The sequence below is a fragment of the Rhodococcus sp. G6(2025) genome (genome assembly GCF_058628105.1).
In genome coordinates this window covers 1,484,928-1,499,732 of sequence record NZ_CP179750.1, presented here as the reverse complement: position 1 = coordinate 1,499,732, position 14,805 = coordinate 1,484,928, and the positions used below count along the sequence as shown (strand labels likewise).

At 68.7% G+C, this 14,805-nt stretch carries 15 protein-coding genes; 5 read left to right on the top strand and 10 right to left on the bottom strand.

Annotation, left to right across the window (positions count from 1 at the left end; translation table 11 throughout):
- Window positions 1-8: 8 nt before the first annotated feature.
- Window positions 9-470 carry a PPOX class F420-dependent oxidoreductase gene (locus tag ACLIVD_RS07130; RefSeq protein ID WP_280778540.1) on the bottom strand — a complete coding sequence of 154 codons (462 nt, stop codon included), beginning with the start codon at window positions 468-470 and terminating at the stop codon, window positions 9-11.
- A gap of 94 nt (window positions 471-564) precedes the next feature.
- Here ACLIVD_RS07130 and ACLIVD_RS07125 point away from each other — a divergent pair, with 94 nt between their 5' ends.
- Window positions 565-1,257 carry a FadR/GntR family transcriptional regulator gene (locus tag ACLIVD_RS07125; RefSeq protein WP_491932176.1) on the top strand — a complete coding sequence of 231 codons (693 nt, stop codon included), beginning with the start codon at window positions 565-567 and terminating at the stop codon, window positions 1,255-1,257.
- Window positions 1,254-2,060, top strand: coding sequence for an ABC transporter ATP-binding protein (locus ACLIVD_RS07120; RefSeq protein WP_491932175.1), 807 nt, complete (start codon window positions 1,254-1,256; stop codon window positions 2,058-2,060). The genes ACLIVD_RS07125 and ACLIVD_RS07120 overlap by 4 nt, the downstream gene beginning before the upstream one ends.
- A gap of 129 nt (window positions 2,061-2,189) precedes the next feature.
- On the opposite strand, the gene ACLIVD_RS07115 is transcribed toward ACLIVD_RS07120, so the two are convergent.
- From ACLIVD_RS07115 to ACLIVD_RS07105, 3 genes are all read right to left on the bottom strand, one after another.
- Entirely contained in the window at window positions 2,190-3,677 is a 1,488-nt protein-coding gene (locus ACLIVD_RS07115; protein ID WP_491932174.1) for a DUF4153 domain-containing protein, read from the bottom strand.
- 78 nt (window positions 3,678-3,755) lie between these two features.
- A complete protein-coding gene (locus ACLIVD_RS07110; protein WP_283330786.1) occupies window positions 3,756-4,733 on the bottom strand; it encodes a HAMP domain-containing sensor histidine kinase in 978 nt (325 codons plus the stop codon).
- Window positions 4,734-4,756: 23 nt separating this feature from the next.
- Window positions 4,757-5,443, bottom strand: coding sequence for a response regulator transcription factor (locus tag ACLIVD_RS07105; RefSeq protein ID WP_283330785.1), 687 nt, complete (start codon window positions 5,441-5,443; stop codon window positions 4,757-4,759).
- A gap of 258 nt (window positions 5,444-5,701) precedes the next feature.
- Here ACLIVD_RS07105 and ACLIVD_RS07100 point away from each other — a divergent pair, with 258 nt between their 5' ends.
- Window positions 5,702-6,247, top strand: a complete 546-nt coding sequence (locus ACLIVD_RS07100; protein ID WP_283330784.1) for a hypothetical protein — start codon at window positions 5,702-5,704, stop codon at window positions 6,245-6,247.
- 21 nt (window positions 6,248-6,268) lie between these two features.
- Window positions 6,269-6,535: a hypothetical protein gene (locus ACLIVD_RS07095; protein WP_280778547.1), complete on the top strand. Its 267-nt coding sequence runs from the start codon at window positions 6,269-6,271 to the stop codon at window positions 6,533-6,535.
- Here the strand turns inward: ACLIVD_RS07095 and ACLIVD_RS07090 are convergent.
- Both ACLIVD_RS07090 and ACLIVD_RS07085 read right to left on the bottom strand, forming a co-directional pair.
- Window positions 6,485-7,081 carry a hypothetical protein gene (locus ACLIVD_RS07090; RefSeq protein WP_491932173.1) on the bottom strand — a complete coding sequence of 199 codons (597 nt, stop codon included), beginning with the start codon at window positions 7,079-7,081 and terminating at the stop codon, window positions 6,485-6,487. The genes ACLIVD_RS07095 and ACLIVD_RS07090 overlap by 51 nt on opposite strands.
- Window positions 7,081-9,357 (bottom strand): ATP-dependent DNA ligase, encoded by a 2,277-nt coding sequence (locus ACLIVD_RS07085; RefSeq protein WP_491932172.1) that lies wholly within the window; start codon window positions 9,355-9,357, stop codon window positions 7,081-7,083. The genes ACLIVD_RS07090 and ACLIVD_RS07085 overlap by 1 nt, the downstream gene beginning before the upstream one ends.
- An 88-nt stretch (window positions 9,358-9,445) precedes the next feature.
- Between ACLIVD_RS07085 and ACLIVD_RS07080 the strand changes: the two genes are divergently transcribed.
- Window positions 9,446-10,360 (top strand): ABC transporter substrate-binding protein, encoded by a 915-nt coding sequence (locus ACLIVD_RS07080; RefSeq protein ID WP_283351540.1) that lies wholly within the window; start codon window positions 9,446-9,448, stop codon window positions 10,358-10,360.
- On the opposite strand, the gene ACLIVD_RS07075 is transcribed toward ACLIVD_RS07080, so the two are convergent.
- The 4 genes from ACLIVD_RS07075 to ACLIVD_RS07060 form a co-directional block, all read right to left on the bottom strand.
- Entirely contained in the window at window positions 10,361-10,792 is a 432-nt protein-coding gene (locus ACLIVD_RS07075) for a type II toxin-antitoxin system Rv0910 family toxin (RefSeq protein ID WP_283351539.1), read from the bottom strand.
- 71 nt (window positions 10,793-10,863) lie between these two features.
- On the bottom strand, window positions 10,864-12,498 hold the full coding sequence (locus ACLIVD_RS07070) for a monocarboxylic acid transporter (RefSeq protein ID WP_491932171.1): 1,635 nt from the start codon (window positions 12,496-12,498) through the stop codon (window positions 10,864-10,866).
- Window positions 12,495-12,857: a DUF485 domain-containing protein gene (locus ACLIVD_RS07065; protein ID WP_105414256.1), complete on the bottom strand. Its 363-nt coding sequence runs from the start codon at window positions 12,855-12,857 to the stop codon at window positions 12,495-12,497. Before ACLIVD_RS07065 ends, ACLIVD_RS07070 begins: the two co-directional genes overlap by 4 nt.
- 184 nt (window positions 12,858-13,041) lie before the next feature.
- Window positions 13,042-14,799, bottom strand: a complete 1,758-nt coding sequence (locus tag ACLIVD_RS07060; protein WP_491932170.1) for a sodium/solute symporter — start codon at window positions 14,797-14,799, stop codon at window positions 13,042-13,044.
- Between the last annotated feature and the right edge of the window lie 6 nt (window positions 14,800-14,805).

Genomic DNA, 14,805 nt, shown 5'->3' with positions numbered 1-14,805 from the left:
GCGGGGACCTATCCGCGATCGGCGTCCGGCGGGAAGCCGCCGGTCGCGATGGGTCCCCACTCGTCGATGGTGATCCGGATGAGGCTCTTGTTCTGCTTCCGCATGGCGTCCCGGTACTCGTCCCAGTCGGGATGCTCGCCGGAGATGCCGCGGAAGTACTCAACCAGCGGCTCGAGTGCGTCGGGCATGTCCAGTACCTCGGCCGTGCCGTCGATCTGCACGTAGGCGCCGTTGAACTCGTCGGACAGCACGCAGACGCTCACGGCGGGGTCGTGTCGCACGTTCGCGGCCTTGGCGCGCTGCGGGTAGGTGGCGACGACGATCCGGCCTTCCGAGTCGAGTCCCGACGTGACCGGGGAGATCTGCAGGCCGCCGGAGCGCTTCCGGGTGATCAGCACGCTGCGATGGCGCGGACGGACGAAGTCGAGCAACTCTTCCCGCGTGACACGGTCTGCGGTGGCGATGGCCATGGTGCACCTCTCCTCTGCTGCGTTGATTCTCTCCGGTTCACCATAGGCTCCACCACAGTCCTCAGACGTCTGAGGACTGTGTTAGCGTCGCCGAATGGCCGGACGTCACACCCTCCGCAGCGGACCGCTGGTTCCCCAGCTCGAGGAACTCCTCACCGCCTGGATCCGTGAAGGCAAGTGGGCCCTCGGCAGCCGCATCCCCAGCGAGGCCGAACTGGCCACCGAACTCGGCGTCGGCCGCTCCTCCGTCCGCGAGGCCGTCCGGCTGCTCGCCCGCGACGGCCTGCTCGACGTGCGGCACGGCGTCGGCACGTTCGTCGCGAAACCACCCACGGGCGGTGCGGGACTCGAGAAGTTGCTGCGCCGCGCGCGCCTGCTCGAGGTGTACGAGGTGCGGCGCGCCCTCGAGATCGAGGCCGCCCGGCTCGCCGCGGAACGCGCACGCCCCGAGGACCTTCGGCGACTGCGAGAGCAGCTGTCGGCCCGGCACGACAGCACCACCGAGTCGACCGCCGTCTTCGTCGCGGCCGACCTCGACTTCCACGCCGCGATCCTGGAGATCGCAGGCAACTCGATCCTGTCCGCCCTGTTCGATTCGATCCGGCCGCTGCTCGTCGACGCGCTCGCCGAACTCGTCGACCACGAACCGGGCCGACCCGACACCAGCTGCGCACACGACGACCTGGTGCGCGCGCTGGAAGCAGGCGATGCAGGGGCGGCTGTCGCCGCCACCGCCGCCAACCTCGATCCGACCATGTCGATTCTGCGGAAAGGCGAACATCAGTGACCACCCCGAACTCGGTCGTCAGCACCGACCACGTCGACCTCGTGCGGAGCGGCCGATATCTGCTCAGCGACATCACCCTCCACATCGAACGCGGACAGCACTGGGTGCTGCTCGGCGCGAACGGTGCGGGCAAGAGCACGCTGCTGAGCATGCTCGGCGCCTTCGCGCATCCGACCCACGGCACCGTCCACGTCCTCGGCCATCAGCTGGGCCGGGTCGACATGCGGGAGTTGCGCGCCCACATCGGGCACGTGAACCCGCGACACCGGATCGACGCGCCGCTGACGGTGCGCGACGTCGTGCTGACCGGCCTCACCAACACACCCGAGTTCGTGCCGAGGTGGGCACCGACCGCCGGCCAGGTCGCCCGCGCCGACGAACTCATCGCCTCCCTCGGCATGCAGAAGCACGCGGACGCCCTGTGGCCCAACCTGTCCCAGGGCGAACGCGGACGCGCCCTGATCGCGCGGGCCCTCATGGCCGAGCCGCAACTCCTCCTGCTCGACGAGCCCGCCACCGGCCTGGATCTGGCTGCGCGAGAACAACTCCTCACCGCACTCGACGAACTGCGCGTCACGTACCCGAGCCTCGCCAGCATCCTCGTCACCCACCACCTCGAGGAAATCCCGACCACCACCACCCACGCCGTCCTCATCCGCGAGGGCCGGGTGATCGCACAGGGCCCCGTCACGGACGTCCTCACCACCGGCAACATCAGCGAATGCTTCGACCACCCGATCGAGATCACCCGGCAACGCGGCCGGTGGGTCGCGCAGACACGGGTGCCCGAGACGGTCGGATAACCGCGGACGCGGTGCACACTGGTGGGTATGGCGCGCGCTCGGCGCGCCACAGCCGCACGGACATTGGCCGGATTCCCACGCAATTGCCTGTGATTCCGGCAAATCCGTCGGCAAACGGCGCGAGAACCGCTACGACCCCACCCGCTCACACGAGCCGACGGAATGCGCGGCCAGCAGTTTCTTCGCGCGACTGCGTGCCGCATTGTACTCGTACCACTGCGACTCTCCCCTCACCTGCCGGTCGAGTCGGTACAGGGCGCACGACCGTTCCGGTTCGGGCAGCCGATCCAGAGCGGGGACGGCGTCGACGGACAGCGAATCGAGGTAGCTCACGTCGATCCGCCCGGTCTCGTCGAACCGCTCCACGTTCTTCCTGGCGACGTACGCGTCCGGATCGATCGCGGCGAGGAGGAGCACCCCACCCACCGCGGACGCCAGGACGGCACGCGGCAACCACCGCCCCGACAACCGGACGCCTGCCGCGATCAGCAACACGAACACCAACCCCAGCCACAGTTCCGTCACCGTCACGGACACCCGCAACCGCGTGTACCCGTACTGGTTCTCGTACAGCGACATCCGGTGGATCGCCGAGGCCACGACGACGAGCGTCAACGCGCAGAGCAGTCCGAGCAGCACCCGCACGAGGACACGATCCACGACTTCCACTCGCGCCGCCTTCCGGACCGCGACGGCGATCACCACCAGTGTCAGCGCGGTCACCGCCAGCAACTGCCAGAAACCCTGTCGCGCGTACTCGGCGTACGTCAGGTCAGCCGTGGTCAGCACGTGCGTGCTCCCACCGAACAGCACCGTCAACTGCACCGCGACGAATCCGAGGAACAACAGATCCAGCAGTGCCAGCGGAAACACCCACTCCCACCGGGCAACCGGGCGCCCCGGCCCGGGGGCGAGTGCGTCGACGCGGGGCGTCCGCCTCAGCAGGTACGCGGCCCCCAGCGTGCCCCCGCACACCAGGACACCGAGCACGAACCGCCCGAACGGATTCGACACGTGGACGGTCGATGCGGCCCTGCCCAGCAAGGCGGCGAAACCGGCATCCGCGCCGGCGAACAGCGAACCGAAGACCAGGAGCAGCACGGCCGTCACGGCCGCGACACCGAGAGCCCGGCCCACCGGCACCTTCCCGCTCGCATGCCACCGCCTCGCACCTCGACGCGTCCACCGCGCCACCCGCAGCGGTGTGAACCACAACGCGAACGACCCCGCCGCCAACCCCGTCCACGTGCGTCCGCCGACGAGGGCGAACGACCCGACCACCCAGCTCAGCGCCACACAGACCGCGGCCAGCCACCCCGCACCGCGGACGCTGAGCACGGCCAGCAGGGCGAGGGCACCGAGGATCGCGACAGACTGAACAGCCGTCGGCATCGTCCTGCGCGTGGCGAACACCGCGACGGCCACCGCAGTGCCGGTGACGACGTAGCCGAGGCCGACCACCGTGACCTGCAGCGTCAGCGCCGCGACCATGCCTGCCGCCAAGGCCGCGAGGACGATCGGCCGTGGAGCCATCGACGTCCGGTCGCGGCGCCAGGCACGTCTCGGCCAGAAGTCGCCCGACGTGGGCGCGGCGGGTTGTGGGGGTGCGATGGTCATTGTTCCCTCCCTGGTTGTCGCTGCCGGATGAAGGCAGGTGTCATCGCGGGACGTCGCGTCCCGGTTGTGGATCGGTAATCAGGCGGCGGGCAGACTCACCCGGATACAGCAGCCTTCGGCCGTGTCGACGACCTCGATGCGGCCGTCGTGGAGATCCACCGCCCAGCGTGCGATGGCGAGACCGAGGCCGGTCCCACCGTCGGTGGAGCCGCCGCGGGTGAACCGCTCGAACACCCGCGACCGCTCGCCGGGCGCGATACCGGGGCCGTCGTCCTCCACCTCGATGATCACGCCGCCGGCGTCCGGTCTGGCACGGACGACCACGCGGGTGCGCGCCGGGCCGTGCCGAAACGCGTTGTCCACGAGATTCGTCACCACCTGATGCAGGCGTGCGGTGTCCGCGTCGGCGCGCAAATGCGGCGGTTGCACGTCGACGGTCACCCGCCGCGGTCGCCGCGGGTCCTCCGACTGCCGCACCACATCCTCGAGGAACTCACGGACCGGAAAGTTCTCCCGCTCGAGTTGCACCGCCCCGCCTTCCACCCTCGACAGGTCCAGCAACTCGGCGACGAGGCGCCCGAGCCGCTCGGTCTGGTCGAGCGCCACCCGCATCCGGGCGGGGTCGGGTTCCTCCACCCCGTCGACGACGTTCTCGAGGAGTGCCTGCAGAGCGGAGATCGGTGTGCGGAGTTCGTGCGAGACGTTGCCGATGAGTTCGCGGCGATACCGATCGGCGGCCTCGAGGTCCTCGGCCATCTGGTTGAACGCGCGAGCCAGTTCGCCGATCTCGTCCCGCGACGTCGACCGCACCCGGCGTGAATAGTCGCCGGTCGCCATCGCGCGGGCCGCGGCGGTCATCGCGCGGAGCGGAGACGTCATGCCGTGCGCGAGGATCTGGGTCACGGCCAACGACACCAGCAACGCCAGGACCAGCGCGTATCGGAACGGCCAGCGAGCGGTGACCCAGAACGTCAGCGACGCGAAGAACAGCGCGGCCACGACGAGAAGACCGGTCTTCACCTTGAACGACCGCAGCGGATCGAGAGGTCGGGGCATCCGGTCCAGGATCCGGCCCGCGCTCACCGCTGCACGTCCAGTGCGTAGCCGACGCCGTGCACGGTGCGGATCAGGTCGCCGCCGAGTTTTCGGCGCAGCGCCTTGACGTGACTGTCGACGGTCCGGCTACCCGCCCCGTCACCCCACCCCCACACCTCCGCGAGGAGCGACTCCCGTGCGATCGCCGCGCGCGGCCGGGAGGCGAAGTAGGCCAGCAGGTCGAATTCGGTTCGTGTCAGATGAATTTCGTCGGCGCCGCGCCGGACGCGACGCTCCACGAGGTCCACCTCGATGTCGCCGACGGACAGTCCGTCCCGCTCGGCCGGCACGGTCTCCTGGGCACGATCGGCCCGCCGCAGCAGCGCGTGCACCCGCGCCACCAGCACCCGCATGCTGAACGGCTTGCTCAGGTAGTCGTCGGCACCCACGCCGAGACCGATCAGCATGTCCGTTTCGTCGGCGCGCGCGGTGAGCATCAGCACCGGCACCGGCCGCGACGCCTGGACGCGGCGGCACACCTCGAGGCCGTCGAATCCCGGCAGCATCACGTCCAGTACCAGCACGTCGGGCGACGAGGCCGCGCACTCCGCAACGGCGGAGGGACCGTCCGACGCCGTCACGACGTCAAAGCCCTCCGCCCGCAACCGCGCCGCGACCGCCTCGCAGATCGTCGCCTCGTCGTCGACGACGAGCACTCTTCGCTGGCTCATTCCCCGACTGTATTGGGCGCACGTGCGGATCCCCGTCAGAGCTTGTGAAGATTCTGTGCAGGTTTGCCCGCGGTTCCGCCGCGGGGTGGGAGATGCGCACCCTGGGGTGCCTGTCGAATCGCTCGCGCCCGGCGCAAGCTTGGTCTATCAGCCCAGCTAGACACCCCAAACCACCGGAGGCACCCCATCGTCCACACCGCAACTCGCATCGCGATCGGCGCAACCGCCGCCCTCACGTTCTCCCTCGCAGGAGCCGCAGTGATCGTTCTTGCCGGTGGACATACCGACGGGGCTCCGACCCCGAGTTCGGAGGGGGCCGTCTCGCAGCAGCAGCCGGCTCCGGCGATCGCGCCGGCCCCGAGTCGGATCGTCGTCGCAGACCCCGGCTACTCGGTGAATCCCGGGTACTCGGCGCCCGGCTATTCGGCCGACACCGAAACGGTGGCGCCGGGACCGGGTGTCGTTCCGCCCGTCGTGGCGGCACCGCCCATCGTCCGAGCACCGATCGCCCAGCCGCCGATTGTCCAGCAGCCCATCGCCCAGCCGCCGGTTGCGCAGCCGCCCGTCGCCCAGCCGCCCGTCGTGGTGGACCCGCCCGTCGTCGTCGATCCGCCCGTCGTCGTCGACCCCGTTCACCCGCCGAAGGGTCCGTTCGAAGGACCGGGCCAGGTCGAGCCGGGCGTTCTCGAACCCGAAACCAATCCGTTCCCCGTCGGCGGCGGCCCGAAGCCTGCCCCGCCCGCGGCCCCGCAGTCACCCGGCGGCGTCGGCCCCGTCGACGGCGGAACCGTCGTCGGCCCCTGATCACCGGAGGAAATCCACACCATGTCCCACACCAAGACCCGCATCGCGATCGGCGGGGGCGCAGCCTTCGTCCTCTCGGTCGTCGGAGCCGCCGGAATCGCCGTCGCCAGCGGCACGGCATCACCGACCGCCGAGGTGAGTGTCACCGAGCAGCACCAGGACGAGGACACGACGTCCACGCCCCTGCCGGTCTTCACCCCGCCGGCGCTGCACACCCCGACACAGGAACCGCCCGGGTCATTCGACACCGCGTCGGCCGGCCCATTCGAACCAGCCCCCTGGCGGTAGCTCGAGCTCCGGCGGCTGCTGTCGGTCGTCCGGTGCCTCGACGAGCGCGTGGACCGGTTCCGGCCACAGTGTCTCGACCCGCTCCGCGGCATCGGCGAAAACGGCGGCATCGAGGTCGGTCCGAGATTCCGGAACCCCGAAGTAGGGCCACGCCGTGATCATCGACCAGCGTTTCGGCGGCGGGAGCGGCTGGAGAAAATACGTCTTGTCCGCGGTGAGCGGTCCGCCGCGCCCTGCCCCGCCATGCAGGCCGTCGGTCATGCGGGCACCGGGAAGGTTCGTGAACACAGTGCCGTCCGCGTACTCGATTCCGAACAGAAACGGCCCGCTGCTCTTCGCCGACCCGGGTTTGCCGAATCCGAACATGTCGAGCAGCACCGTGGACTCGGGCCTGCGTGCCTGGATCGTGAACTCGACACCACAGCTGTACACGTGAACGTCGGTCAGCCACAGCACGAGCGACTCGGTGCGGGCCAGCACGGTGTCGACCGGCACGGAGACGGGGATCTCGTTCTCCGGGGTCGATTGGAATCGGATACCGGTCATCACGAGACCTCCACTTCGACGTCCTCGGGTGCCTTGTCGTCCCTGAGCCCACGCCAGCTGGGGTGCCGCAGTCTCTTCGAGCCGGTCCAATCCATGAACCGCACCTCCGCCACCAGTGTCGGGGTGACCCACACGGCCCCCTTGCGGTCGGCGGTGGGCAGGTCTTCGACGAACGGGCTGGTGTCGGTTTCGAGCGGCCCCAGGGTGGACGCGAGTTCCTGCAGATCCCGTTCGGTGAAGCCGGTTCCGACGCGCCCGATGTAGCGCAGCCCACCGTCCTCGGGGACGCCGAGCAGTACCGACCCGATTCCCGTGGACCGCCCGCCCTGACCCCGGCGCCACCCGCCGATCACCGCTTCCTGTGTGCGCCAGTTCTTCACCTTGATCCAGCTCGACCCCCGCTTGCCCGGCAAGTACACGGACTCGCGGCGTTTGGCCACGACACCTTCCCAGCCCTTGCCGCGGCTCTCGTCCAGAGCGTCCTGCGCGGACCCGTGCAGTTGCGGCGGAACGACCAGGTCGTCCACCTTGGCCGCCAGGGCTTCGAGGACGCGGCGCCGGTCGGTGTACTTCTTGCGTAACAACGACACTCCGTCGAGATACAGCACGTCGAACGCAAGGAAGTGCGGCTCGTTGCCCTGCTGCAGGAGGCCGAAGTTCGCGACACCCCGCTCGTCGAACGCGACCACTTCACCGTCGAGGACCACCTCGTGGTCGCCGAGAGCGTCTGCCAGCCAACCTAATCGGGCGTAGTCGCGGGTCTTGTCGTTGCCCGCCCGGCTCGTCAGCTTCAGCTCGCCGCCACCGATCTCGGCGATCACCCTGATCCCGTCCCACTTCCCTTCGAACGCCCACTCGTCGGCGTCCAGTCCGTCGAGGGTGCCAGGGCTCGCGAGCATCGGCGACAGTCCGCGCGGCAATTCGGAGGTGTGCGACCCACCCGGTGTCTGATCCTTCATCAGATGCATCAGCCACTGGTCGCCCTTCGTGCGGATCAGCGCGAACCGGCCCTCCACCTGCTCGCCGTGCAACTGGACGATCACCTCGTCGTCCCGCCACTTCTCGGTGTCATAGGTTCCCGTGTCCCAGATGGTCATCTCGCCGCCGCCGTACTCGCCCTTCGGGATGGTCCCGGAGAACGTGAGATATTCGAGCGGGTGATCCTCGGTGTGCACGGCGAGCCGGTTCTCCCCCGTCGTCGTCGGCACGTTCTTCGGCACCGCCCACGACACCAGCACCCCGTCGCGTTCGAGCCGCAGGTCGTAATGCAGACGCCGGGCGTGGTGTTCCTGGATGACGAAGCTGTTGCCCGCCCCCGGCTGCACCGTGTCCGGCATCGGCTCGGGTGTCCGTCCGGGATCACGCTTGCGGCGGTACTCGGCGAGGGTGGCGTCGTCCTCGATCGGCGGATCGAGTCCGGCGAGCAGGTCGCCGTCCGACTCCCACCGTTCGAGCACTTCCTCGAACCGCAACTGTCGTAGGTCGGGGTCGTCGAGTTCGTCCCAGCTCCGCGGCGCCGCCACATACGGCTGGGCGCGCCCCCGCAGCGAATACGGCGCGATGGTGGTCTTGGACGGATTGTTCTGGCTCCAGTCGACGAAGACCTTTCCCGCGCGCACCGCCTTGGCCATGGTGGCGGTGACGAGTTCGGGCCGCAGCTTCTCCAGTCCCGTCGCCACCTGCTTCGCGACGGTCGACGCGCCCGAACCGTCCAGCTTCCGGTCGAGCGGCACGTACAGGTGAATACCCTTGCTGCCGCTGGTGACCGGGTACGCGGTCCAGCCGAGGTTCGCGACCAGGTCGCGCACGGCCCGTGCCACCTCCGCGCATTCGGCCAGGCCCACACCGGGGCCGGGGTCGAGGTCGAAGACGATCCGGGTGGCGGGACCCCGATGTGGTCCGTCGAACCGCCACTGCGGCACGTGCAGTTCGAGTGCGGCCTGCTGCCCCGCCCACGCCAGGGCCGCGACCGAGTTCAGGAGCGGATAGTGCACGGACCGATCCGAGTGCTCGATCGCACGGCGCTCCAACCACGCCGGTGCGGAGGCCGCGAGGTTCTTCTCGAAGAACGGCTCGCTGTCCACCCCGTTGGGCCAGCGTTTCCGGGTGGCGGGGCGGTCGACGACGTGCGGGAGCATGGCGGGCGCGATCCGCGTGTAATAGTCGATGACCTCGCCCTTCGTCGTTTCCGATTCCGGGTAGAGGACCTTGCCGAGATTGGTCAGGGACAGGCGATGTCCGTCGACCGTCAGTTGCCGGGTTCCCGCAGTGGCCACGCGCGCCTCCCTCCGCCAATACATACATATTGTGCGCCGCGCGGCCGCTTCGCTGGCCGGATCGCTACCCGCCAGGCAAGATGGCGGGGTGCACCGAGGTCCCAAGACAGCCGTCGCCGCCATATCCGCTGCACTGACATTGCTCGCCGGATCCTGCTCCACCGACACCACGTCGGAGGTCGACGCCCAGGCCGAAGCCTCGACGATTCCCGAAGCGTTCACCAAACTTCCGTCCACCCGCGCGGTCGGCGACTGCGCCCCCGGCAGCGGCGTCACCGCGCGGGACGGCGTCGTCACCATCGCCACCGACAGTCCGTCGTACCAGCCGTGGTTCGTCGACGGTGACCCGTCCAACGGCAAGGGCTACGAGGGCGCCGTCGCCCGGGAAGTGGTCGAGAAGCTGGGATACGGTCCGGACCAGGTGCAATTCGAGACAGTCGGGTTCAACGACGCGCTGGCGCCCGGCGAGAAGAACTTCGACTTCGCCATCGACCAGTTCACGATCGTCGACACCCGGCGCGAGACGGTCGATTTCAGTTCGCCCTATTACGCCGTCACGCAGTCGGTGCTGGCGCTGAAGAACTCTCCCGCCGCGAGAGCCAAATCGCTCGCCGACCTCGCGCCGTTCCGTCTCGGGGCGCAGGTGGGGTCCACTAGTTTCGACGCCATCACCGAGACCGTGCAGCCCCGCCAGGCGCCGGTCAGTTTCACCACCACCGACGACGCCAAGGCCGCCCTGGCCGCGGGCGACATCGATGCGCTGGTGGTGGACATCCCGACCGGATTTCAGATCACCGCCAACGAGGTGAAGGACAGTGTCCTCGTCGGACAGTTCCCGCGCCCCAACGCCGTCACCGAATTCTTCGGCCTCGTGCTGGAGAAGAACAGCCCGCTCACCGCGTGCGTCTCGGCGGCCGTCGATTCGCTCTACGCCGACGGGACGCTGGACGCCCTTGCCGCCGAGTGGATCACCGACACCGGCGGCGCGCACGTCCTCGACTGATCAGGCGTACAAGTCGACGAACGTCTTCAGGGACTTCTCGATGTCGCCCTTCAGTGCCTTCGCGACACCCGAGCCGATGGGCCCGAACAGCGGTGCGCCACCGAGTTCGATGGTGAACGCCACCTCGGAGGCGTCGCCCTTCGCCTTGACGTCGAGCACCATTCCGAGCTTCACGCCGCCCTTGCCGTCACCCTTGAGAACGATGCGGTTCGGGGCGTCGTACTCCTTGATCGTCCACTTCACGCGGTTGCGGAGTCCCTTGACCGTCACGACGGAACTGATCTCGGTTCCGGCCGTGAGGGTCTCGGGAAGTTCGCCGCGCCAGCCGTCGTGGACCACGAACCACTTGTCGAAGTCCTGCAGATTCGAGGCCTTGTCCCAGGTGTCCTGGGGGCTGAGGGGAACATCGGTCTTGACCGTGAGTTTCGCCATTGGTGCAGCCTAACGGCCTGTGAGTACTTATTAACCGCGGGCGGTTAATAAGTACTCACAGGCCGAAGGCATTAGTGGGAGACGGCCTTCTCCACACCGACACCGGTGAGAGAGCGGACCTCCATCTCGGCCTGCTTGGCGGGATCCTCCGCCTTGCCGCGGCCGATGTAGGTGCCGACGATGCCGAGAACGAACGCCAGCGGGATGGAGACGATGCCCGGGTTGGCGAGCGGGAAGTAGTCGAAGTCGGCGTTCGGGAACATCGACGACGGCTTGCCGGACACGGCCGGGGAGAACGCGATCAGCAGGAGGCAGCTGACCAGGCCGCCGTAGATGCTGAACAGGGCGCCGGTGGTGTTGAACTTCTTCCAGAACAGCGAGTACAGCAGCGTCGGCAGGTTGGCCGAGGCAGCCACCGCGAAGGCGAGCGCCACCAGGAACGCGATGTTCTGGCCCATGGCCATGATGCCGAGGACGATCGACACGAGACCGATCACGACGACCGTGATCCGGGAAACCCGCACCTGGGACTCTTCCGACGCGTGTCCGCGCTTGATGACGCTGGCGTAGATGTCGTGGGCGAACGACGCGGACGCCGTGATCGCCAGCCCCGCCACGACCGCGAGGATCGTTGCGAACGCGACCGCGGAGATGATCGCCAGGAAGATGGTGCCGCCCAGTTCGAACGCGAGCAGCGGCGCCGCCGCGTTCTCCTTGCCGGGTGCTGCGAGGATGACGTCGGGGCCGACCATCTTGGCGGCACCGTAGCCGAGGACGAGCGTGAACAGGTAGAACGCGCCGATCAGTCCGATCGCCCAGGTGACCGAGCGGCGGGCTTCCTTGGCGGTGGGGACGGTGTAGAACCGCATCAGCACGTGCGGCAGACCCGCGGTGCCGAGGACGAGGGCGATGCCGAGCGAGATGAAGTCGAGCTTGCTCATCGAGCTGATGCCGTACTTGGCGCCGGGAGCGAGGATGTCGCGGCCCGCGATGGCCTCGTTCGTGGAAGTGCTGACCGTCGCCTGGGCGTCGGTCAGCAGCTGGGAGAAGTTGCCGCGCACCGCGAACAGCACGAGGAAGAACATGATGCCGGCTCCGGCGACCAACAGCACCGCCTTGACCATCTGCACGTAGGTGGTGCCCTTCATGCCGCCGACGAGCACGTACACGATCATCAGCACACCCACGACCGCGACGACGACGCCCTGACCGACCTTGCCGTCGATGTTCAGCAGCAGGGCGACGAGTCCGCCGGCTCCTGCCATCTGCGCGAGCAGGTAGAACAACGAGACCACCAGTGTGGACAGCGCCGCGGCCATCCGCACTGGACGCTGCTTGAGGCGGAAGCTCAGCACGTCCGCCATCGTGAACCGGCCGGTGTTGCGGAGCAGTTCCGCGACCAGCAGCAGGGCCACCAGCCAGGCGACGAGGAAGCCGACCGAGTACAGGAAGCCGTCATAGCCGTACACGGCGATGGCGCCGGCGATGCCGAGGAACGAGGCGGCCGACAGGTAGTCGCCGGCGATGGCGAAACCGTTCTGCGGTCCGGAGAACTGACCGCCGCCGGTGTAGAAGTCCGAGGCCTTCTTGGTGGTGCGGCTCGCCCGGATCACGATGGTCATCGTGATCACGACGAACGCCACGAAGATGGCGATGTTGAGGAGCGGGTTGCCGACGTCGGTGCCGACTGCGAGCGTGGTGATCACTTGAGGGGTCCTTCCAGCTCGTCGCGGATCGCGGCGGAGCGCGGGTCGAGTTCCCGGTTGGCGAACTTGACGTACAGCGCGGTGATCACGAACGTGGTCACGAACTGGCCGAGACCGAGGATGATGCCGAGGTTGATGTTGCCGATCACCTTGGTGGCCATGAACTCGGGCGCGTACGTGGCCAGCAGGACGTACGCCGCGTACCAGGCGAGGAAGAACGCCGTCATCGGGAAGACGAAACTACGCAGGCGGTGTCGCAACTCCTGGAACTCGGGGCTCGCCTGCATGTCTACGAAGGCTTGCGCATCAGGAGCGCTCCGCTTCTGCGGTGCGCCCTCACTGAGATCGGCTGTGGTCACTGCAGACTCCTTGGTCGTGTGAAGTGAACTGGTTACCGACGTTAGTGAGAGTTGAGTCACAGAAATAGGTTGTGGTGCCTGTCACACGGCGAGCTGCCGGACTGTGCGCCGAACGGTCACCCGACCGCGACAAGCGGCTCCGCCACCCGTGCGCCTTTCTGGTTGCGGGAGCTACCAAAAAGGCTCACGGGGAGCGGAGCTCCCTCTCGCGGTCGGAGCCCACCTCGAGGCGCTCGGGGGCGTGCATGCGGGTGAAGATCCGGCTGAGGTCGGCGGGAATCTGACGCTTCGTCACCTTGCTGATCAGCACCATCGTGACGAAGGCCAGCGGAACACTGACGGCCGCCGGGTACGCGACCATCGCCGCGGGCCAGCCGTTCCAGACGTCGACGGTGAAGCCGCCGAGCACCGAGATCCCGGCGGCGCAGCCGGCGACGAGCCCGCCTGCGACCATCCCGGCACCAGCCCCGGCGGCGGTCAGACCACGCCACCAGATGCCGAGCACGAGCAGCGGGCAGAGGGTCGACGCCGCGACCGCGAACACCAGCCCCACCGTGCGCGACAGGTCCAGCGACGTCACCGCCAGCGACAGCACCAGCGGCACCGCCCCGGCCAGGACTGCGGCGATGCGGAAGTCCCGGATCCGTCCGCGCAGGACGTCGGTGCTGAGCACCCCGGCGATGCTGACGAGCAGACCGGACGACGTGGACAGGAACGCCGCGATGGCCCCGGCGGCCACCAGCGCGGCGAGGAGTTGCCCGGCCCACCCTGAGATCACGGAGCCGGGCAGCAGCAGGACCGCGGCGTCGGACGTGCCGGTGATGAGCAGCTGCGGCACGTACAGCCGGGCGAACACCCCGAGCAGCGTCGGGAACAGGTAGAACACTCCGAGCAGCCCGACCACGGCCAGCGACGTCAGCCGCGCGGCCCGCCCGTCGGGGTTGGTGTAGAACCGGACGAGCACGTGCGGCAGCCCGAGCGTGCCGAGGAACGTGGCGAGAATCAGCGAGTACACCTGGTACATCGGGTGGTCGCCGCCGAATCCCCAGCCGGGGGCGATCCAGTCGGAGTTGTCGGCGGGAGCGCCCGCGACCACGGGCACCGGGGCGCCCGCCTCGAGGGTCATCGACGTGCCCTCGCCGAGGTGATGCTCGCCCGGCTCGAGGAGAACGTCACCGGTCGCCGCGGCCCCGTCGATCGTCCCCGACCCGCCGACGGTCACCGGTTCGGACACCTGCACGACGACGTCGGTGGTGATGTCGACGGTGGTCTGTTCGCTCACGGTGGGGGGTGCGGCCGCGCCCAGCTCGTGGTGGTCGCCGAAGAAGTACACCGACAGCACCAGCGCCGGGATCGCGACCGCGGTGAGTTTCAGCCAGTACTGGAAGGCCTGGACGAATGTGATGGACCGCATGCCGCCACCCACCACGTTGGCGATGACGATGAGCCCGACGACGACGGCCCCGACCCAGGTCGGCACCCCGAGCAGGATGTTCAGGGTCAGCCCTGCGCCCTGGAGTTGCGGGACGAGGTACAGCGCGCAGACGGCGGCGACGACGAGCATCGCGAGGGTGCGGAGCCGGCGGGAGCCGAGCCGGAACTCGGCGAAGTCGGGCACCGTGTACGCGCCGGAGCGTCGCAGCGGTGCGGCGACGAACAGCAGCAGCCCGAGGTAGCCGGCCGTGAACCCGATCGGGTACCAGAGGGCGTCCGCACCGTATTTCGCGATGAGGCCGGCGACGCCGAGAAAGGATGCGGCCGAGAGGTACTCGCCGGAGATGGCGGCGGCGTTCCACCGCGGTCCGACGCTGCGGGACGCGACGAGGAAGTCGGAGGTGGTGCGCGCCAACCGCACTCCGTAGATGCCGATGGCCACCGTCGCGATCGCGGCGGCGGCGAGCCCGGCCAGGGTCAGCCAGGGAATGGGTTGGTCGGGGGTCACGGGATG

What these genes read in the sequence shown, in the direction of transcription:
- ACLIVD_RS07130 (WP_280778540.1), bottom strand. Translation starts at nt 470, where the DNA reads ATGGCCATCGCCACCGCAGACCGTGTCACGCGGGAAGAGTTGCTCGAC.
- ACLIVD_RS07125 (WP_491932176.1), top strand. Translation starts at nt 565, where the DNA reads ATGGCCGGACGTCACACCCTCCGCAGCGGACCGCTGGTTCCCCAGCTC.
- ACLIVD_RS07115 (WP_491932174.1), bottom strand. Translation starts at nt 3,677, where the DNA reads ATGACCATCGCACCCCCACAACCCGCCGCGCCCACGTCGGGCGACTTC.
- ACLIVD_RS07110 (WP_283330786.1), bottom strand. Translation starts at nt 4,733, where the DNA reads ATGCCCCGACCTCTCGATCCGCTGCGGTCGTTCAAGGTGAAGACCGGT.
- ACLIVD_RS07105 (WP_283330785.1), bottom strand. Translation starts at nt 5,443, where the DNA reads ATGAGCCAGCGAAGAGTGCTCGTCGTCGACGACGAGGCGACGATCTGC.
- ACLIVD_RS07095 (WP_280778547.1), top strand. Translation starts at nt 6,269, where the DNA reads ATGTCCCACACCAAGACCCGCATCGCGATCGGCGGGGGCGCAGCCTTC.
- ACLIVD_RS07090 (WP_491932173.1), bottom strand. Translation starts at nt 7,081, where the DNA reads ATGACCGGTATCCGATTCCAATCGACCCCGGAGAACGAGATCCCCGTC.
- ACLIVD_RS07075 (WP_283351539.1), bottom strand. Translation starts at nt 10,792, where the DNA reads ATGGCGAAACTCACGGTCAAGACCGATGTTCCCCTCAGCCCCCAGGAC.